Annotated in this window: 13 protein-coding genes and 1 riboswitch; of the genes, 10 read left to right on the top strand and 3 right to left on the bottom strand. The window is 46.2% G+C overall.

Annotated features, from left to right (window positions below):
* Window positions 1-6: 6 nt before the first annotated feature.
* Window positions 7-951 carry an AraC family transcriptional regulator gene (locus tag DW835_RS14120; protein WP_118668833.1) on the bottom strand — a complete coding sequence of 315 codons (945 nt, stop codon included), beginning with the start codon at window positions 949-951 and terminating at the stop codon, window positions 7-9.
* Window positions 952-1211: 260 nt separating this feature from the next.
* Between DW835_RS14120 and DW835_RS14115 the strand changes: the two genes are divergently transcribed.
* From DW835_RS14115 to DW835_RS14085, 7 genes are all read left to right on the top strand, one after another.
* Entirely contained in the window at window positions 1212-2624 is a 1413-nt protein-coding gene (locus DW835_RS14115) for an alpha-glucosidase/alpha-galactosidase (protein WP_118668832.1), read from the top strand.
* Window positions 2625-3090: 466 nt separating this feature from the next.
* Window positions 3091-4497, top strand: coding sequence for an ABC transporter substrate-binding protein (locus DW835_RS14110; RefSeq protein WP_117466388.1), 1407 nt, complete (start codon window positions 3091-3093; stop codon window positions 4495-4497).
* 138 nt (window positions 4498-4635) lie between these two features.
* Entirely contained in the window at window positions 4636-5478 is an 843-nt protein-coding gene (locus DW835_RS14105) for a sugar ABC transporter permease (protein ID WP_118504942.1), read from the top strand.
* Complete coding sequence (locus tag DW835_RS14100; RefSeq protein ID WP_022312439.1) at window positions 5478-6317, top strand: carbohydrate ABC transporter permease; 840 nt, start codon at window positions 5478-5480, stop codon at window positions 6315-6317. Before DW835_RS14105 ends, DW835_RS14100 begins: the two co-directional genes overlap by 1 nt.
* 25 nt (window positions 6318-6342) lie before the next feature.
* Entirely contained in the window at window positions 6343-7836 is a 1494-nt protein-coding gene (gene malQ, locus DW835_RS14095; RefSeq protein ID WP_118668831.1) for a 4-alpha-glucanotransferase, read from the top strand.
* Window positions 7837-7865: 29 nt separating this feature from the next.
* Complete coding sequence (locus DW835_RS14090) at window positions 7866-8900, top strand: LacI family DNA-binding transcriptional regulator (protein ID WP_022312441.1); 1035 nt, start codon at window positions 7866-7868, stop codon at window positions 8898-8900.
* Window positions 8901-8903: 3 nt separating this feature from the next.
* Window positions 8904-9647 carry an anaerobic ribonucleoside-triphosphate reductase activating protein gene (locus DW835_RS14085; RefSeq protein WP_118668830.1) on the top strand — a complete coding sequence of 248 codons (744 nt, stop codon included), beginning with the start codon at window positions 8904-8906 and terminating at the stop codon, window positions 9645-9647.
* Window positions 9648-9663: 16 nt separating this feature from the next.
* Here DW835_RS14085 and DW835_RS14080 read toward each other — a convergent pair whose 3' ends face one another.
* Window positions 9664-10710, bottom strand: coding sequence for an ATP-binding protein (locus DW835_RS14080; RefSeq protein ID WP_118668829.1), 1047 nt, complete (start codon window positions 10708-10710; stop codon window positions 9664-9666).
* Between the two features lie 450 nt (window positions 10711-11160).
* Between DW835_RS14080 and DW835_RS14075 the strand changes: the two genes are divergently transcribed.
* Window positions 11161-16671, top strand: coding sequence for a LysM domain-containing protein (locus DW835_RS14075; RefSeq protein WP_118731317.1), 5511 nt, complete (start codon window positions 11161-11163; stop codon window positions 16669-16671).
* A gap of 128 nt (window positions 16672-16799) precedes the next feature.
* Here DW835_RS14075 and DW835_RS14070 read toward each other — a convergent pair whose 3' ends face one another.
* On the bottom strand, window positions 16800-17789 hold the full coding sequence (locus tag DW835_RS14070) for a 2-hydroxyacid dehydrogenase (protein WP_118504952.1): 990 nt from the start codon (window positions 17787-17789) through the stop codon (window positions 16800-16802).
* 190 nt (window positions 17790-17979) lie between these two features.
* Between DW835_RS14070 and DW835_RS14065 the strand changes: the two genes are divergently transcribed.
* Together DW835_RS14065 and DW835_RS14060 are read left to right on the top strand one after the other, a co-directional pair.
* Complete coding sequence (locus DW835_RS14065; protein WP_118539393.1) at window positions 17980-18933, top strand: DUF3298 domain-containing protein; 954 nt, start codon at window positions 17980-17982, stop codon at window positions 18931-18933.
* A gap of 72 nt (window positions 18934-19005) precedes the next feature.
* Window positions 19006-19102: riboswitch (Fluoride riboswitch) on the top strand.
* A 67-nt stretch (window positions 19103-19169) separates the two neighbouring features.
* The gene (locus tag DW835_RS14060; RefSeq protein WP_118668867.1) at window positions 19170-20384 is read left to right on the top strand and encodes a cation:proton antiporter; all 1215 of its coding nucleotides are present in this window, start codon (window positions 19170-19172) and stop codon (window positions 20382-20384) included.
* Window positions 20385-20467: the final 83 nt, after the last annotated feature.

Here is a 20467-nt window from a genome sequence, read left to right as displayed (position 1 = left end):
CATAGGTCACTCCGTCTCCGACCGATAATAATTCCGGTATTTTAACGGTGTCATATTCCGGTATTTTTTAAACACCCGTTCAAAATAAGTAATATTTTCATAGCCCAACTGTTCCGCAATGGAAGTGATGCTGTCATCCGTTTCCAGAAGGAGCCGGTGGGCTTTTTTGATGCGGTTGACATTCAGGTAATCATTGATGGTAAAACTGGTGACTTCTTTGAAAATACGGCTCAGGTAAAATTTGTTGATATAGAACCGCCCAGCGAGATCCTCCAGAGAGATCCGCTCAGTACAATGTTCTACAATATAGTGCGCCACTTCATCGACCTTTTGATACTTCGGGTTCGAATGTCTGGCCGGGAATGAGACAACGGGACCCTCGGGCTGCAAGCGCAGCACGGCAATGAAAAATTCTGCCAGCTTCGTCATGGCGGCCAGAAGATAGCCGGGCTTTTTGTGGATCAGCTCAGAGGCAATGTCCTGCAACAGAGACTGGATATAGGGGCGCATTTCTTCTGGCAGTGTCAGAATACTGCCCTGCTCCGTGAAAAAACTCTGTAGCTGCAATCCTCCGAAAGATGCCAGAAAGGTAGAAAAGGGCTCTTCCATGATTCCTAAAACGATCCGGTCGTGATGTGGTCCGGCGGAAGCCATACCGGTGCGGTGGATCTGCTCCTTGTCAATGAAGACCAGCGTTCCCGGGGTGACCAGATAGGTCTGCTGGTTGATAAAATAATACCGTTCCCCCTCTAAAAGATAATAAATCTCGTATTCTTCGTGAATGTGACGGATATCCATGGAATAATTATAGTCCCGTACAACACGGTCGATGTGGAATCCGTCTACAAGCTCATTATAGAGCCAGTGATCCTGAGGCGTCGAAGCAACAGCATTGCCCGCAACGCCTGATTCCGGTGGAGCCGGTGTCTGAAAATCCCCTGTTTCAAACATAATAGTGATCTCCTTTTTCCTATGCTATATTAGTGCTATATTAGACTGCATTCTGAAAAACAGTATGCGCAGGCTATATTACAAATCTATGAGCTTGTATAAAAACAAAAGTCAATATAGTACGAAAATGAAAAAAAATACGCAAATAATAGCAAGATTATTATACAGCCATAGGCTATAATGTGCAATATAGAGAAGGCAGTACGGGCCGATGGAGCAGAGGATCCCAAGGACCGGAAATACATAAGGAGGATACAAAAATGGAGTATGCAGACGGAAAGGTAAAAGATTTACAGATCGCCTATATTGGCGGTGGTTCCAGAGGATGGGCATGGACATTTATGACGGATCTGGCCATGGATGAAGAACTGTCCGGAACCATCCGCCTGTATGATATTGATGCGGAGGCGGCAAAACACAATGAGATCATCGGCAACAGACTTTCTGCAAGAGAGGATGTGGTGGGCAAATGGAACTATACTGTTTCTGACAGCTTACAGTCCGCATTGACCGGTGCGGATTTCATCGTGATCTCTATTCTGCCGGGAACTTTTGATGAGATGGCTGTGGATGTACATATGCCGGAACGACTGGGAATCTATCAGTCTGTAGGAGATACCGCAGGCCCCGGCGGTGCCATGAGAGCACTGCGTACGATTCCCATGTATGTGGAGATCGCACAGGCCATCAGGGCATATGCACCGAAAGCCTGGGTCATCAATTACACCAACCCCATGTCCCTGTGCGTGAAGACTTTATACTATGTTTTTCCGGAGATCAAAGCTTTTGGATGCTGCCATGAAGTATTCGGTACCCAAAAAGTGTTAAAGGGTATTCTGGAAGAGACCATGGGGCTTAAGAATGTGAAACGTGAGGATATCCAGGTCAATGTACTGGGTATCAACCATTTCACCTGGTTCGACTATGCTTCCTATAAAGGAGTCGATCTGTTCCCCATTTACCGGAAATATACTGAGGAGCATAAGGAAGACGGCTACAAAGAAGCAGATAAAAACTGGGCGAACTCTACTTTCGAGTGTGCCCATATTGTGAAATTTGATCTGTTCCGCAAATATGGTCTGATCGCAGCAGCAGGCGACAGGCATCTGGTGGAATTCATGCCCGGTGTGGGTGACAGTTACCTGAAAGATCCCGAGACGGTAAAGAGATGGAAATTCGGTCTGACTACCGTAGACTGGAGAAAGAAGGATCTGCAGGAACGTCTGGCAAAGAGCGCGAGACTGGCAGCCGGTGAGGAAGAGATCGAGTTGAAGCCTACCGGGGAGGAAGGTATCCAGCTGATCAAGGCACTCTGCGGACTGACCCGCAAGATCAGCAATGTCAATATTCCCAATACCGGACATCAGATTGCCAATCTGCCGGAAAGTGCGGTTGTAGAGACCAATGCGGTATTCGAGAGAGATGCCATCCGCCCGTTGTATGCCGGAGAGCTTCCGGAGCAGATCAAGGAGCTGGTGGATCCCCATGTGGCAAACCATGAGCGGATTCTGAAAGCAGCTATTCTGTGTGATTTTGATCTGGTGGTGGAAGCATTCCTGGAGGATCCGCAGGTGAAAGGAAGAGCTTCCAGAGAACAGGTGGAAGAGCTGGTAAGGGATATGCTCCGCAGCACGGCAAAATATCTGCCGGAAGGCTGGAAAAAGTATCTGTAAAAATAAAATAGAAAAAAGAACCCGGGAGGTGCTGCAGAACGATGAGGCGGCACCTCTTTTTGTGTATACGATGAGCCAGGGACAGATTTGTGCTTGCACAAGAATCTGTACCTGGCGAATGTACATCATCGAGCTTTTAAGCGAGATGGTGTACAAAGTATAAAAATCGAGTAGGAGCCAGTCCGCTCGAGGGGTTAATTATTTGAAAAAAGAATATAAACGGCAGAAGAATTATAAAGTCATTGTGAAAATGCACAAAACTGCGAGAAGTATTTTGAGAACAATATACAAACTTCCAGGGATTTACAGAAAAGCACTTGCAACCAGTTCGTGGATGTGCTATTTTCTAATTACAGCAACGGAAACGTTACCGGGAACAATACCGAAACCGTTTCCGACAACCTGACGGGAGTATAGCAAGAATTATGAAGGGTTCCCGTTCAAACAAAAAAGGAGAGGTAAGATTATGAAGAAGAAACTGGCAAGTGTTTTACTTTGTGCAGTAATGGCAGCTTCCATGCTGACCGGTTGCGGAAATGCTGACAATGCAACAGCAACCACCCCTGCTACCGACAACAAGACGGACGCAGCAGCAACTACCGAGGCGGCAGAGAAGACCGCAGAGGCAGCAGGCTCTGTATACTACCTGAACTTCAAGCCTGAAGTTGATGAAGTATGGCAGAAACTGGCTAAGGAATATACCGAGGAGACCGGTGTTCCTGTAAAGGTTGTTACCGCAGCAAGCGGTACCTACGAGCAGACACTGATGTCTGAGATCGCTAACAAGGAAGCACCTACCCTGTTCCAGATCAACGGACCTATCGGTTATCAGAACTGGAAAGACTACTGCGCAGACTTAAAGGATACAGACCTGTACAGCTGGTTAATGGATAAGAGCCTGGCAATCACCGGCGAAGACGGTGGTGTATACGGAATCCCTTACGTAGTAGAGGGTTATGGTATCATTTATAACGACGCTATCATGCAGAAGTACTTCGCACTGGACGGCGCTAAGGCAGCAAGCATGGATGAGATCAACAACTTCGCTAAGTTAAAAGAGGTTGTAGAAGATATGCAGGCTAAGAAAGATGAGCTGGGTATTGAAGGCGTATTCGCTTCCACATCCCTGACTCCCGGTGAAGACTGGAGATGGCAGACTCATCTGGCTAACATCCCTGTATACTACGAGTTCAAGGACAAGGGTATCACCGATACCGACACTCTGGAGTTCACTTACTCCGATAACTTCAAGAACATTTTTGATCTGTACATCAACAACTCCTGCACAGCACCCGGTCTGCTGGGAAGCAAGTCTGTAGACGACTCCATGGCTGAGTTCGCTCTGGGTCAGGCAGCAATGGTACAGAACGGTAACTGGGGTTGGAGCCAGATCAATGGCGTAGACGGTAACACCGTTAAGGCTGAGGATGTTAAGTTCCTTCCTATCTATACAGGAGTTGAAGGTGAAGAGAACCAGGGACTGTGCACCGGTACTGAGAACTTCTTCTGCATCAACAAGGAAGCTTCTGCTGAGGATCAGGCAGCATCTATCGCATTCGTTGAATGGCTGTTCTCTTCTGAGACCGGTAAGGCAGCAGTAACCAACGACCTTGGATTCATCGCTCCTTTCGATACCTTTAGCGATGATGAAAAGCCCACCGATCCTCTGGCACAGGAAGTTCTTCGTTACATGGCAGATACCTCCAAGACATCTGTATCCTGGAACTTCACTTCCTTCCCCAGCCAGCAGTTCAAGGATGACTTCGGTGCAGCTCTTCTGGAGTATGCTTCCGGTTCCATCGACTGGGACGCTGTAAAGACAAAAGTAGTTGACGAATGGGCAACTGAAAAGGCCGCAACCGCAGCTAACTAATTGATCTTAACTTATAACTATTCTGAATCGTTATCCATCTTATATAACTTCAGACACAGGGGGCGGTGGTGGTACCACGGCCCCCGTGTTTGTAAAACCCGGAATATCATGTAAAAAGGAATTAATAGGAGAAGGCTTATGCAAAAGACATTAAAACGATATTTTCCCATTTTTGTACTGCCTACATTGATCGCATTTTCCTTTGCATTTATCATACCGTTTGTTATGGGCGTATATCTGTCCTTTTGCAAATTTAAGACGATTACAAATGCACAATTTGTAGGCCTGGAAAATTATATCAAAATTTTTGCGGACAAAGATTTTGTCAACGCATTCGGTTTTACCTTAAAGTTTTCTGTTGTATCTATCATTACCATTAACGTGTTTGCGTTCATTCTGGCACTGGCACTGACCAGAAAGATCAAAGGAACCAACCTGTTCCGTACCGTATTCTTCATGCCGAACCTGATCGGTGGTATCATCCTGGGTTATATCTGGCAGCAGATGATCAATGCGGTATTGTTGAAATATGAGACCACACTGGTAGCTAATCCTACCTATGGTTTCTGGGGATTGGTCATCCTGATGAACTGGCAGATGATCGGTTATATGATGATCATTTATGTAGCCGGACTACAGAATGTACCTACAGACCTGATCGAAGCAGCACAGATTGACGGAGCTACTTCGTTACAGACTTTATTCAAAGTGAAAATTCCGATGGTTATGCCATCTATTACTATATGTTTGTTCCTTACTGTATCCAATAGTTTCAAGCTCTTTGACCAGAACCTGGCGCTGACTGCCGGTGCTCCCAGCAAAAAGACCGCAATGCTGGCTCTGGATATTTACAATACTTTCTACGGCAGAAACGGTTACGAAGGTGTCGGTCAGGCAAAAGCAGTACTGTTCTTCATCGTTGTGGCAGTCATAGCCCTGGGACAGCTGGTACTTACCAGACGTAAGGAGGTAGAACAATAATGACTAAGAAAAAAACTTCCAATGTGATCATATTTTGTATCCTGTGTCTGCTGGTAGTTGCATTTTTAACACCTATTTTCTTCGTGCTGATCAACTCCTTTAAGGGAAAACTGTTCATCAGCAACAATCCGTTTGCACTGCCTACCGCAGAGACCTTTGTGGGATTGACCAACTATGTGAACGGTATTGAAAAAACCGGTTTTTTCACAGCTTTCGGTTGGTCTGCATTTATCACTGTATTTTCCGTGGCAGCGATCATTCTGTTCACTTCCATGACTGCGTACTATCTGACCAGAGTGAAAACCGGCGTGACCAATGTGCTGTATTACATGTTCGTATTTTCCATGATCGTGCCTTTCCAGATGGTAATGTTCACTATGTCCAAGCTGGCTAATATGACCCACCTGAACAACCCTCCCGGAATGGTGCTGCTGTATCTGGGATTTGGTTCCGGCCTGTCCGTATTCATGTTCTGTGGATTCATCAAATCGATTCCACTGGACATCGAAGAGGCAGCCATGATCGACGGATGCAACCCTTTGCAGACCTTCTTCGGTGTCGTAATGCCGATCCTGAAGCCCACAGCCATCACCGTAGCCATTCTGAATGCCATGTGGATCTGGAACGACTATCTGCTGCCTTATCTGGTGATCGGCCTGAGTACTAATTACAAGACCATACCGGTTGTAGTACAATACCTGGTAGGTTCTTACGGTGCAAAGGATCTGGGTGCCATGATGGCACTGCTGGTACTGTCCGTAATCCCTATTATCGTCTTCTATCTGACCTGTCAGAAGTACATTATCGAGGGCGTGGTAGCCGGTGCAGTTAAGGGCTAAAAAATAGAAAGATGTGGTTATTAATATGAGAAAAAGCGGAATATTACTGCCGGTGAGCAGCCTGCCGTCCCGCTACGGAATCGGTTGCTTTTCCAAGGAAGCATATAAATTTATTGACAGATTAAAAGAAGCCGGTCAGGCCTACTGGCAGATTCTGCCATTAGGACCCACCAGCTATGGAGATTCTCCGTACCAGTCTTTTTCCACTTTTGCGGGTAATCCCTACTTTATTGATCCCGAGGATCTGGTGGCGAGAGGCTATGTGACCGCAGAGCAGTGCAATACCTATGACTTCGGCACGGATATCCATTCCGTGGATTACGGCAAAATCTATAAGAGCCGTTTCCGCCTGTTGAAGGAAGCGTTTGATAACAGTCATATTGAAGAAGATGCGAGATTTCAGGAGTTTGTACAGAAGAATGCATACTGGCTGGAGGATTATGCACTTTATATGGCCATCAAGGATGGTTTCCGCGGCATCTGCTGGGCAGCCTGGGAAGAGGATATCAAGCTAAGAACCCCGGCTGCCATGGACAAATATCGCAGAAAATATGCGAAAGAGATTATGTTTTACCAGTTCCAGCAGTATCTGTTCCAGGTACAGTGGGAGAAACTAAAGACCTATGCCAACGATAACGGCATCAAGATTATTGGGGATATTCCCATTTATGTGGCATTTGACAGCTCAGATGCCTGGGCGAATCCGGAGCTGTTCCAGTTCGATGAGAATTGTGAGCCGGTAGCAGTGGCGGGATGCCCTCCCGATGCGTTTTCCGTCACCGGACAGCTGTGGGGCAATCCTCTGTATAACTGGGAACATCACAAGGAGACCGGTTATGCCTGGTGGATGCAGCGGCTGGCAGCCTGCTTTGAACGCTATGATGTGGTACGTATCGATCATTTTCGTGGATTCGATGCTTATTATGCGATTCCCTATGGGGAACCCACTGCGGAGCACGGCCACTGGGAACATGGCCCGGGATATGATATTTTCCGTTCCATGAAGGAAAAATTGGGAGAAAAAGAAGTTATTGCAGAAGATCTTGGCTTTTTAACACCATCTGTGATAGAATTAGTGAAGAAATCCGGTTATCCAGGTATGAAAATTTTGCAGTTTGCATTTGATTCCCGTGAGGAAAGTGATTATCTGCCGCATAATTATACACATAATTGCGTGGTATATACGGGAACTCATGATAATGATACTGTGATGGGGTGGTATGACACCTTGAAGGGAGCTGACAAAAAGCTCTGTGACGACTATCTGCGTCTGAAAAATGCGGACGGAGAGCCGATTCCCAGAGAGCAGCTTCCCTGGGAATTTGTGCGTGCCGCAATGTCCAGCGTAGCGGATCTGGCGATCATTCCCATGCAGGATTATCTTGGACTGGGATCGGAGGCCCGCATCAACATTCCTTCCACACTGGGCATCAACTGGAAGTGGAGAATGGGGAACGGAGATTTTACAAAGGAGCTTGCAGGACGGATCCGCAGTATGACGAAGCTGTACGGCAGATAGGTCCGTAGGCTTGGAAAGGTTTGTGCTCCATGGAGGAAATCACGATCAAAGACATCGCAAGAATCTGCGGTGTCGGTGTCAGCACGGTATCCCGTGCCATAAATAACCACCCGGACATCAATCCTGAGACCAAGGAAATGATCATGCGGGTGATCAAAGAGAATAACTACGTACCCAACAACAGTGCCAGAAACCTGAAACGTCAGGATGCCAAGGCAATTGCAGTACTGGTCAAAGGTATTAACAACTCTTTCTTCAGCCAGATGATCAAGGTATTGGAAGAAGAGATCAAGGAAAAATCTTACGCCATGGTATTGCAGCATGTAGACTATGACGAGGACGAAGTGGAAGTGGCACTGAAGCTGGTCAAGGAAAAAAGACTTCGCGGCATTATCTTCCTCGGCGGTTATCTGGTGCACAGTGAGGAAAAGCTGGCACAGCTTCATGTGCCGTTTATCTTAAGTACCACGGGAATGCTACCCAAGGGCTTCAGCCGCAACACCTATTCCTCCGTAGCGGTGGATGATACCAAGGAAAGCTACAAGATGGTGGACTATCTGTGCAAGAACGGACATAAGGATATTGCAATCCTCTGTGCCCGCAAAACGGATGCTTCCATCGGTAAGCTGCGTCTGGAGGGCTATAAAAAGGCGTTGAAGGATAACGGAATAGAAGTAAGAGAAGAACTGATCCTGCCTATGAGGAGTGATTTGGAAGATTACTCCCTGGAGAATGGCTATATGGTGACAAAGGAATTCCTCGAGAAGCAGATTCCGTGCACGGCGATCTTCGCAATCTCCGATATGCTGGCGATCGGTGCTGGGAAAGCCTTGTCTGATGCCGGATACAAGGTGCCGGAGGATATTTCTCTGGCAGGCTTTGATGGTGTGGAAATCGGGAAATATGTTATCCCGTCCTTGACGACTTTAAAGCAGCCGGTGGACAGCATGGCGAGAGAGACGGCCCGGATCCTGTTCGACATCATTGGGAAAAAGGCGAAGCACCAGCACTGCGTGTTCGACGGAGAACTGGTGGTGCGGGATTCTACTATGCCGAGGACTTAAACTATGCAGATACATGGTTTTAACAAGACAACTTTATTAGATTATCCGGAACATATTGCAGCCACTGTTTTTACAGGGGGCTGCAATTTTCGCTGTCCGTTTTGTCACAACGGGGAACTGGTGCTGGATCCCGGCTGCCAGCCGCTCATTCCGGAGGAAGAAGTACTCTCTTACCTGAAAAAAAGGCAGGGGATTCTCCAGGGGGTCTGCGTCACCGGCGGAGAGCCGACTCTGCAAAAGGATCTGAAGGATTTTTTACGCAAGATCAAGGAACTCGGATATTCGATCAAGCTGGATACCAATGGCTATATGCCGGGGGTATTGTGGGAATTGTTGCAGGAGCACCTGATTGATTATGTGGCGATGGATATTAAGGCTTCCAGGGATAATTATGCTCGGGCGGCGGGACTGCCGCATATAGATATCTCCCGCATCGAGGAGAGTATCGGCGTCCTGAAAAGCAGTGGCATCCCCTATGAATTCCGCACTACCGTGGTAAAGGGAATTCATACCGTGGCGGAATTTGAGAAAATCGGTAAATGGATTGCGGGATGCCCTGCGTATTATCTTCAGAATTACGAAGAGAATGAAAACTGCCTGTACCGGATGATACAGACAGCGGAATGTGACGATGTGAAACCGGGCGGTGTAGATCCGTTCGGCGCATTTTCCAGAGAGGAACTGGAACAGATGGAGGAACTGGCCCGGAAATATGTGGGGAAAGTTATCCTGCGGGGCGTGGAATAGACGCTGTGCCTCCCAGCTACATAAGCTGTTGTATTTTTACAAACTCATCAAAGCGAGGTAAGGCCAGCGTGACTTTCCCGTATTCTTTGGAAATAATGACACCTTTTCTCTTTAAACGCTCACGATAGACAGAGAAAAGTTCAGATTTCATATCTAATCGCTCACGGAGAGCTTTTACCTGAGTCTCTCCGCTGAGAGACATTTCAGTTACGATTTTTTTATCCAGATCGGATAATTCCGACCATATTTTACTGTATACATATTCATCCAGATATTGGTCATATTCCGGCAAAATCTGTTCCAAAGTCTTTTTATCGCGATTTTCCCAGTAGAGATAACCAAGTACCTGAAAGGCAAAAGGATAGCCTTTGGTCAGTGAAGCCAGTTCTCCGGCAGCATCTATATCCAGAGAAAAGATATCCATATATTGTTTGCGGATAGCGGTATAATTGAGTGGCTCCAGGATTAATTTGGGTGCACGGTATAAAAAGGTCAGTACTTTATCATTTTGAAGATTATAAATATTTTCATATAATCCCGTCATCAGTAAAAAGATGGGATAGTCGTTTCGTAAAAAAATCTGAAAGGAGCTTGCAAAGATTCGGATATATTCGGAATTCGTCACTTCATCAACGCTGATCAGCAACCTTTTTTCACTTTTCTGGATATATTTCAACATGAGTTCCAGAGCGTTTTCGATATCCGTGACCGGAGCAGCGTTTTCAATGGATACTCCCAGACCAAAAGCAGAAAAGTCAAGTTTTGCATTAATGAACAGCGTGTGTAATTCGGGAATGCTGTAGATTTTTGCAGCAAGACTTTGCAGTAAATCTCTGGTAGGATTCAGTTCCACAACGATCCAGTCTTCTCTTTTTCGTAATTCCGAAGCAATATTTGTCATCATTACAGTCTTGCCAGAGCCACGGACACCGGTGATCATGTAGATCTGATTGGATGGAATCTCGGCACAAAAGCTTTCCAGAATTTGGTTTGTTTCCGTGAGACGGGAGATATATTGCAATGGTTTTTTTCCAAAAGATAACGTAAACGGATTGGCACTCATAATGAAAACCTCCTTTTCTTATATAAGTTTATATAACTTTTAAAATCTTATATAACTTTATATAAGTGTATATAACTTTGTAATTATTATATAAGTTTATATAACTTTTGGCAAGAGATATTGCGGCTATGGGAAATGAATGCAGAAGGGAAATGTAAACACTTACTATTCCTAAATAGACATTTCATGAGAAAATGTGCATATTTTATAAAAAATAAATGTTGCGCAAAAATAATAGCTAAAATTTGCTCAAAAAATATAGGAATAACTTCCAAAAATATTCAAAATACACAAAAACAGTTTACTAATGTGAAGTGATAGTGCTAATATACAGTACATAGTGTTGTAAGAGCTTACAAATGTAATCGTTTACAACAAAGCGCAAGAACAGAAAACAGTGCAAAAAATTACGGAGATTAGAGCGCTACCGTAAAAAAATGGGAGGATTGTATGAGTCGATGTAAGAGAAAAAGATTTCTGGCATTTATGTTGACCGTGGCTATGTTGCTGGGTGTCATGCCGGTGGATCTGCTGGGCGGTATTGCCAGTGTGAAGGCTGCGGAGACGGTCCATGAGGTGAACTTTACAAAGCTACCTGTAGAAGGAAAAAAAGATACGGATCCATTTACAAATGATATGATGGCAGACAGCTATTATGCACTTGTTGGAAGTGCAATGTGTAGATTAAACAGTGAAGCAACAAAAGTAAAAGCTGTTGAACTGTCAAATAAGGAAGGAAAATCTGCCATAAATTTTACGGTTAGTGGAACGGCAACCTTGGAAGTGAAATTTAGTAGTACTGGTGGTGGAAAAACCTCGAAACTGGCATTAAAAAAAGATGGAACACAGATAGCAGATTCTGTGAAGGAAGCTACAGGAACAACTGGTGAAACAGTAACTTACTCGAACCTTGCTACAGGTACTTACTCAATCATTAGTGCAGAAGGATTTACGGAGAGAAGCGTTCGAATCATAAGTATTAAGGTAACAGAGACATCGCAGGATGTTCCCGCAGGTGCAACCGTTTCTGGTAACATTGCAGTTGTAGATAACACGAACGGATTGGTGCAGGAAGGCCAAAAGGTTAGCCTGACCGCAGCAGAGAACAAAGATACAGTAGAGTTAGCTGTAGGAGTTGAAAATGAGGATATTACCTTGAGTGCCGGAACTAAGTACAACATCGTTGCTCCGAACGAGAATGTCCGCGCTGTTGCAGAAGACGGTAAGACCACCATTACCACCGGTACGGAAGCTTTTAGCACTACCATTACCTTAGGTAAGGCAAAAGTAGAAGCACTGGTAAAACTGGCAGAAGGTTCTGAACTGGAGAATGGTGCGACTTTAACATTGATCAATACAGCAGATGCTGGTGATACTGTTCAGCTGACACCTAATGGAACAGTACCCCTTAAGGTAGGTGCAACCTACGAGATTTCTACGAGTATGGCATTAGCTGATGCGAAAGTAAATGGTGAAAAAACGGTTACTGTTACAGAAGAAACTACAGAGCTGATCATTTCTATAGAATCCACACAGGTAGCGACAACGATCACTGTGAAAGATGCAGATGGTCTGCTGGGTGATGGAGCGGTGACATTGACCAATATGAAAGATACTGCCGACGTACATAGCTTTAAGAGTGGAGAAGCAGTATCTCTGACGATTGGAGAGGTATATAAAGTAAGCTGCGCAGTAAACAACGCAATTATTAAGATCAATAACAGTACAATATACAAAGCGTCAAGAGAAACTACAAATGCAAATGTGGTTATAAGTGCAAAAGATGCAGATTTGCATGAACTGGATCTGAGCGGTGGACTGTTAAAAGGACAGACCTATGAAGGCGGTATTTCTGTTCTGGCAGATATGCCTTATACATCGAATACGTTAGAGGCATGTGGTGTTTTATATGAGGGAACCGTACAGACCCCGAAAGAGAATCCTTCACCAAATAATGGAGCAATCCCTACTACCGGTGCTGCGGTGAAACTGGTTGCAGAAAAGGCGGGTAAGCTGAAGGTTACAGTATCCCTTGTAAGCAAAGTTTACTATTTCCTGGAAGAGACTGCAAACGGTCCCAAGGAAGTATTGAAATTTGATAATACAACAAATACACAAACTGGTGGAAAGGTTCTGATTCTTCCGGTAGAAGCAGGAAAAACTTATTATTTATATACACACGGATCCAAAATCAAGATGTATGGAATTACCGTAGATTACAGAACGTCTCTGGATTGGAACAAAATCGAGACTCCCGTACTTGGAACTCCTTCTGTAAAGGGAGGAACAATTTCTGTTCCTTACACTGCACAGGTAGGTGGAATTTATGCAGAGACCTTGGATGTGACTATGTACGATGCAAATGGTAAGGCGGTAAATAAACAGTCTATAACTGCCGAAGGAGAATCCGGAGTAGCAGAATTTACACCGGCAGCATCCGGTACTTACAGCTTTAAAGCAGAGCTGATCCGTACCGGCGAAGCTTCTAAGGTAAGTAATACGACAACCAGCGTTAACTTTGTCCTTCCTATGGCAACTCCCGCAGGCTTAAACGCCGAGAACAAAGGCCATGGCAACGTGAAGCTGACCTGGCAGGCTGTTCCGGAAGCGGAGAACTACACAGTATATGTGGATGGCAAGGTATATGCAGAGGGTGTGACAAAGTTATTACAGAAAATTTCAGGACTGACCGTAGGACAGGAATATACTTTCGGAGTTGCGTCAGTCAGAGGAAATGATATTTCCAAACCGGCAGAGGTGAAATTAACGATAACAGAAGATGCAGTAAAGACCTGGAATTATTCCGCATTCGGTTCCAGCGTAGATACGATGTCAGAAGGCGGCAAGAACAATGGTTTCAGCGGAAGTTATGATACCCAGGATCTGAAAGTATGGAGTATGAACAGCAAGGGTAAGCTGGTACCGAACTCCACCGATGGTGTGGCATTCTACTATACCACCATTGATCCTGAGACAGAGAACTTTACGCTGTCCGCAGATGTAACCGTAGATAGTTGGAAGTTTACCAATGGTCAGGAAGGCTTCGGCCTGATGGTAGCAGACCGTGTGGGAGAGAACGGTTCCGGTAATTCTTTCTGGAACAACTCTTATATGGTAAGTGCGACCAAGGTGGAATATTTCTGGGATGCAGAGGCCGGTCAGGTATCTGATGCCGGAGATAAGTACACCATGAAGCTGGGTGTCGGATCTCAGGAGAAAATCGGTGTAACACCGGAGAATCTTGCGGCAGACACTGTAGTAGATGATTTCCAGACGGCCATGAGAACACTTGAGACCAGTGCCGTAGCAAGTGGGCAGGGTGCCGGAACTTATAATATGGTAGGCGGATATGAGGCAGCATTAAAGGATATCACAGATGTCAATCCACAGACAACCTTCCATATGACGATCCAGAGAAACAATACCGGATATTTCTTAAGCTATACCAATGCAGCTACCGGAGAGACCGTGACCAACAAATATTACCACGGTGACAACGGTGATGAACTGACCAGACTGGATGAAAACAATATTTATGTAGGCTTCTATGCTTCCAGAAGTGCTAAGGTAAGCTTCAGCAATATGAGCCTGACCACAGTGGCTCCGGAAAACGATGCACCTGCAGAAGCAAGACCGATTACTTATGTAACCCCGAACTTCAGCATTGAGTCTGCCAAGGTTGCCAACAATGCAAACTATGAGATGGTATACTACGGCAATGCCGATGGCGTTCTGAGTATTACGAACAGCAAGGGGGAGGCAGTGGTATCCGGACAGCATGTGGATGCCAAGACCAAGTTCCGTGTCAATACGGTTCTGGAGCAGGGCAGCAATACTTTTGCAGTGGAGTTCACACCGGATGCAGATTACAAGCCTGCAAAGTATTCTCTTTTAAGCAGTTATGATACTGTGAAATTTGATTTCAACGTAACCTATAATGTAAAAGACAGAAGTTATATTTATGTAAGTCCCGACGGCAGAAGCTATGGAAGCGGTGCAAAGGATGATCCTGTAGATATTTATACCGCAGTGAAGAGTGCTGCTCCCGGACGGACGATCCTGTTAAAGGGCGGAACTTATGCACTGGACAAGACAGTCATTGTAGAAAGAGGTGTTAACGGAACCGCAGATGCGAAGATTTACATGATCGCAGATCCGGAAGCTGCCACACGCCCGGTACTGGATTTCCAGGGAAGATGTGCAGGTATGATCCTGGCAGGCGATTATTGGTATTTCCAGGGATTTGATGTTACGAGATCCGCAAATGCGCAGAAGGGTATTCAGGTATCCGGAAGCTACAACACTGTGGACAACGTAATGACCTACAAAAATGGTAATACCGGTCTTCAGATCAGCAGATATAAGAGCACAGATAACTGGGAAGACTGGCCGTCCCACAACCTGATCCTGAACTGTACTTCTTATCTGAATGCAGATGCGGGATATGAGGATGCGGATGGATTTGCGGCTAAACTGACGGTAGCAGACGGCAACGTATTTGACGGATGTATTGCAGCATACAATGCCGATGACGGTTGGGATCTGTTCGCCAAGGTAGAGACCGGAGCTATCGGTCAGGTGGTCATTCAGAACTGCGTGGCATTCAAGAACGGTTATGCACTGGATGAGAACGGACAGGAAGTAGATGCCGGTAACGGTAACGGCTTCAAGATGGGTGGTTCCAGCATCAGCGGACATCATATTTTGCGCAACAGTGTATCATTCGGCAATAAGGCAAAGGGTATTGATTCCAACAGCTGTCCGGATATTGAGGCATATTCTTCTACCAGTTATAACAATGAGTCCTTTAACGTGGCATTCTATACAAATGACGCAAAGAATACTGCATTTATAGCAAAAGGAATCCTGTCCTTTAAGGATAGCAGCAATGCAGCAGGGCAGACGGTTGCAGAACAGTTCAAACCGAAAGGAACTCAGGAGACCAGTGCCTACGAAAATGCAATGAACTATTATTGGAGAGGCGAGAACTCTACCAACAGTGAAGGAATAGCAGCTACAGCAGAATGGTTCCAGAACATGGATATGAACAGTGCAATCCACGGAGGCATTCGCAGAAATACGGACGGTACCATCAATATGAACGGTTTCCTGGCAGTGACTTCCGCAGTACCGGAAGGTGTTGGAGCCAGAATGACCGGAACCCCTTCTGCTGTATTTACGGTAGCGGCAGATGTGGTGAACAACGATGATGACGATGATGATGACAACAGCGGTTCTTCTGCAGCACCTGCAGTAGACTGGACGGATGTAAGCAACTCTGTACAGGATAAGGTGGCAGAGATGATGAAAAATCCTGCTATTGCAAGTGTCAACATGAACTTTGTATGCAGCGGTGAAGTCAAGGTGCCTCAGAATGTACTGAATACCATTAAAGGTACGAAGCTGACGGTGGCATTCCACAGCGGAAACGGTGTGGCACTGAGCATCAGTGGACAGGATCTGAAGAATAAAGATCTGTCAAAGATTCAGAATATTGATCTGACAGTAGACCAGACGAGCAACACAATCCCGGCAAATGTGGTATCCGCAAAGTCCGGAACCGTGAACAGACAGCTGGGTATCAGAGATACCGGCAGCTTCGGAGTGAATGTCAACATTCATGTAAATGTAGGCAAGGACAATTCCGGCAAGAGTGCAAACCTGTATCGCTATAATACAGAGAAGGGACGCCTGGAGTATTGCGGATCCTTTACCATAACTTCCACCGGACAGTCCATGTTCGCATTGAAGCGCGGCGGCAATTATCTGGTAACTGTTACTGACCGCAGACCTTCCGAGAGCATCTGGTATACAGAGGGCGGTTATACGGTAAAGAGTGGTGATACGCTTTCCAGGATCGCTAAGAGAAATCACATGACTCTGGCACAGTTGCTTCGCAGAAATGTACAGATTACAAACCAGAATGTGATCAGAGTTGGTCAGAAACTGAATCTGGACTGATCGTAAAAACTGTAAGAGATAGAGAAAAAGGACAAGACGGGAAACTGAAAAACGAGAAAACGGATGGCTTGGGAGGGCCATCCGTTTTTTGTGTATACGATGAGTCAGCCTACTCGATTGGAAATATTTTATTGCACCTGATTGGGGCTCTTCTTTCCACTTTCGAAATCCAGAGCATTCTGCAAGGTAGTCTCTGCAATGGCTTCCAGTGCTTCTTTTGTGAAAAATCCCTGATGGGATGTGATCATGACATTGGGGAAGGACAAAAGCCTTGCAGTGGTAGAATGCTCCAGAATCTCATCGGAACGATCCTCGAAGACGTTTTTCGTCTCTTCTTCATAGACATCCAGACCGACCCCGGCGAACTTGTGCAGGCGGATGCCCTCGATAAGATCCTCGGTCTTGACCAGAGCACCCCGGGAAGTGTTTACCAGAATGACGCCATCCTTCATTTTCTTGATGGTGTCAAGCTGGATCAGGTGGTAGGTGGAATCCATCAGCGGGCAGTGAAGGGAGATCAGATCACTTTGCGCCAGTAATTCGTCTAAGGTCACATAGGTGACGAAATCTTTCAGATCCGGGTTCTCGTAGACATCGTAGGCGATGACTTTCATGCCGAAACCGTTACAGATCCGGCACATAGCTGCACCGATCCGGCCGGTTCCGATGATTCCGGCAATCTTACCATAGAAATTGAAGCCCATGAGTCCGGCGAGGCTGAAATCATTTTCCCGGACCTTGTTATAGGCTTTGTATAAGCGGCGGTTGCAGGCCAGAGCCAGAGCCATGGCATGCTCTGCGACAGCTTCCGGAGAATAACCGGGGACACGCATGACACATATGTCATATGCAGCTGCCTTTTCCAGATCCACGTTGTTGTATCCTGCGCAACGCAGCAGGACCAGGCGGACACCTTTTTCGTGGAGAATTTTTAATGTGGCTTCGCTCACATTGGAGCTGACGAAAGCACAGACGGCATCGAAGCCGTCAGCCAGAGCAGCAGTACGGGGATCCAGATCCGACCGGATGTAATCAATCTGGATGCCGGGAAATTTTTTCAGAGTTGCCTCGAAAGATTCTTTATCATAGCTTTTGGTATCATAAAATAATATTTTCATAACAGTCCTCCTCGGGTTGATTTTTATAGTATGTGTATTGTTATTTTTAATCATACTTAGATTTGGCTTTACTATAGCTCAAAATATGGGAATTGTCTATCATATTTAAAAAGTGAAATCGAGAAAAATTATAAAAATGATGCAGATATGATGCAATCGGCAGATATACTGGCATCAGGAGGCGAGGATTATGAAAAAAATATTTTTTGCAGCAGTATTTGCAGGAGCACTGTTAGGTTTTACATCTTGCGGAAACCGGGAGATGGTGACGGATCCGGAGATGGAGACAGTTATAGACAGCATCAAGGAGACACAGAGCGGTCAGACGACGGAAGAGACGACGGCCGGGACTGAGGAGACTTCGGAAGTGCCCACACAGACGGAACCGACAGAAGGCCAGAGTGAAATACAGGGAAGTGAATGGGTGCAGTTTACCACAGAGGATCACGAGGGTAGCAGTGATCCCGAAGACAAGACCAGAAGTTATACCTATTACTATCCAACAGTTACAGTGACGATTCCGGGCAATGAGACGGTGCAGATGAAGATTCAGAAAGAGCTGGATGAATATGTAGACAGTTTTGTAGAAGGAATCGAGAACGGGGAGTTTGGTACACTTTATGAGGATATGCCGGTGTATGAGCAGAGCTATGAGGATCTTACTTTCCGTGTGATCCGCGCGGATGATAAGGTGATCAGCCTGTCGTGGGGGCTGGAAGGGTATGATCAGGGGGCTCATGGATGGTATACCTTGTACTATATGAACTATTATACGCAGACCGGAGAGAGAATTACTTTTGACAGTCTGGGGAGCGGATTCCGCGACAAAGCACTGGAACTGGTGACAGCAAAGGCAGCGGAAATGCAGGCAAAGGAGGACTGCTTCTTTAACGATTACGAGAAGAGTATCAAACTGGTGGTGTTGGATGGTACGGAAGATTTGAATGCTATCTATCAGGAAATTTATGGGCCAGACATTGCAGGTACGGATAATGGCCCCGCAGACCCTACATTCTACATTACAGAGGATGGCTTTGTATTTGAATCCGGCCAGTATGTATTACAGTCCTATGCAGTTGGAATTGTTGACTTTGAGATTCCGGCAGCAGACTTCGGGGATGATCTCACAGCAGATATTTTTTAATGGAGTACAGGATGCTGGCGGGTATATTTGCAAAATATAGGACTTTACATGGGCGGGCACCGTGTATATAATAAGTACATCGGGAATGAGGTTCTCCCGGAAGCACAGGCTTCGAACCGCCGGAATTTGAACATACGAATTCGATTTGGCTGATGACTTCTGCAGAATATGCAGGGGACACCAGCCTTTTTGTTGGAATTCAAAATGTCCTGCTGCGAGAAAACGGAGGAATTTTTATGCTTACATCACTGGGACTGATCTTTTTACTGGGATTACTCATGGCGGCGGTCTGCCAGAGGATTCACCTGCCCCGTATTATCGGGATGCTGCTTACGGGTATTATTCTGGGGCCTTATGTGTTGGATCTGCTGGATGTGTCAATCCTGAATATCTCATCAGAACTGCGGCAGATCGCGCTGATCATCATTTTATTAAAGGCCGGATTATCATTGGATCTGAAGGATCTGAAAAAAGTGGGCCGCTCCGCAGTCATGCTGGCTTGTGTTCCTGCCACTTGCGAACTGTTGGCTTTTGTGATATTTGCACCCATGATCCTTAACATCAGCCGCGTGGATGCGGCAGTTATGGGAGCAGTTCTGGCAGCAGTGTCACCGGCAGTGGTGGTGCCACGGATGGTGCATCTCATGGAGAACAGCTATGGTACGGAGAAAAGCATTCCGCAGATGATTCTGGCTGGGGCTTCCTGTGATGACATCTATGTCATAGTATTGTTTTCCACTTTTGTTGGAATGGCACAGGGTGGACAGGTCAATGCCCTGGATTTTGTGAATATCCCGGTATCGATCCTGACGGGTGTGTTGTTCGGTGCATTGGTGGGTTGGCTACTGGGGCAGCTTTTTGAACTGTTGTACCGAAAGGGCAGTTATGTGCGCAATAGCATGAAAGTTATTATCATCATGGGTTTGTCCTTCTTATTAATGGATTTGGAAACCCTGTTAAAGGGGATCGTGGCGTTCTCCGGCCTGTTGGCGGTGGTGAGCATGGCCTGCGCGCTGAAAATACGGGCACCTAGGGAAGTCACCGGCAGACTGTCTGCTAAATTCGGTAAACTGTGGCTGGCAGCGGAGGTAGTGCTGTTCGTGCTGGTGGGCGCAGCAGTGGATATCCGCTATACTATGGAAGCTGGACTGGCAGCGGTGGGGATGATCCTGCTGGCGCTGCTGTTCCGTTCCGCCGGTGTAGCACTGTGCATGTTGGGAACGGATCTCAATAAGAAGGAGAGGACGTTTTGCGTGATAGCCTATCTGCCGAAGGCCACAGTGCAGGCTGCTATCGGCTCTGTGCCGTTATCGATGGGATTGTCCTGCGGCAAGATCGTTCTGTCCGTGGCTGTGCTGGCCATCCTTATCACAGCCCCGCTGGGAGCACTGGGAATGGATGCCACATACCGGAAGCTGCTTCAGAAAAATGGAGAAAATAATATCATTTGACAGCCACCCGGCACGTGATCGAGTCCCGGAAGGAAGCCGCAAAAACGTCCACAACATCTACACCATAAGAACCGCAGGCACGC

The organism is Clostridium sp. AM34-9AC (genome assembly GCF_003480225.1).
GTDB classification, from domain to species: domain Bacteria; phylum Bacillota; class Clostridia; order Lachnospirales; family Lachnospiraceae; genus Acetatifactor; species Acetatifactor acetigignens.
Note: the sequence above shows the minus strand (reverse complement) of the source record. Positions and strands in the feature narration are given on the sequence as shown.

Bases quoted from the DNA above. Each gene is read 5' to 3' on its own strand.
- DW835_RS14085 (WP_118668830.1), top strand. From the start codon at position 8,904: ATGCAGATACATGGTTTTAACAAGACAACTTTATTAGATTATCCGGAA.
- DW835_RS14090 (WP_022312441.1), top strand. From the start codon at position 7,866: ATGGAGGAAATCACGATCAAAGACATCGCAAGAATCTGCGGTGTCGGT.
- DW835_RS14120 (WP_118668833.1), bottom strand. From the start codon at position 951: ATGTTTGAAACAGGGGATTTTCAGACACCGGCTCCACCGGAATCAGGC.
- DW835_RS14080 (WP_118668829.1), bottom strand. From the start codon at position 10,710: ATGAGTGCCAATCCGTTTACGTTATCTTTTGGAAAAAAACCATTGCAA.
- DW835_RS14105 (WP_118504942.1), top strand. From the start codon at position 4,636: ATGCAAAAGACATTAAAACGATATTTTCCCATTTTTGTACTGCCTACA.
- DW835_RS14110 (WP_117466388.1), top strand. From the start codon at position 3,091: ATGAAGAAGAAACTGGCAAGTGTTTTACTTTGTGCAGTAATGGCAGCT.
- DW835_RS14115 (WP_118668832.1), top strand. From the start codon at position 1,212: ATGGAGTATGCAGACGGAAAGGTAAAAGATTTACAGATCGCCTATATT.
- DW835_RS14060 (WP_118668867.1), top strand. From the start codon at position 19,170: ATGCTTACATCACTGGGACTGATCTTTTTACTGGGATTACTCATGGCG.
- malQ (WP_118668831.1), top strand. From the start codon at position 6,343: ATGAGAAAAAGCGGAATATTACTGCCGGTGAGCAGCCTGCCGTCCCGC.
- DW835_RS14070 (WP_118504952.1), bottom strand. From the start codon at position 17,789: ATGAAAATATTATTTTATGATACCAAAAGCTATGATAAAGAATCTTTC.
- DW835_RS14100 (WP_022312439.1), top strand. From the start codon at position 5,478: ATGACTAAGAAAAAAACTTCCAATGTGATCATATTTTGTATCCTGTGT.
- DW835_RS14075 (WP_118731317.1), top strand. From the start codon at position 11,161: ATGAGTCGATGTAAGAGAAAAAGATTTCTGGCATTTATGTTGACCGTG.
- DW835_RS14065 (WP_118539393.1), top strand. From the start codon at position 17,980: ATGAAAAAAATATTTTTTGCAGCAGTATTTGCAGGAGCACTGTTAGGT.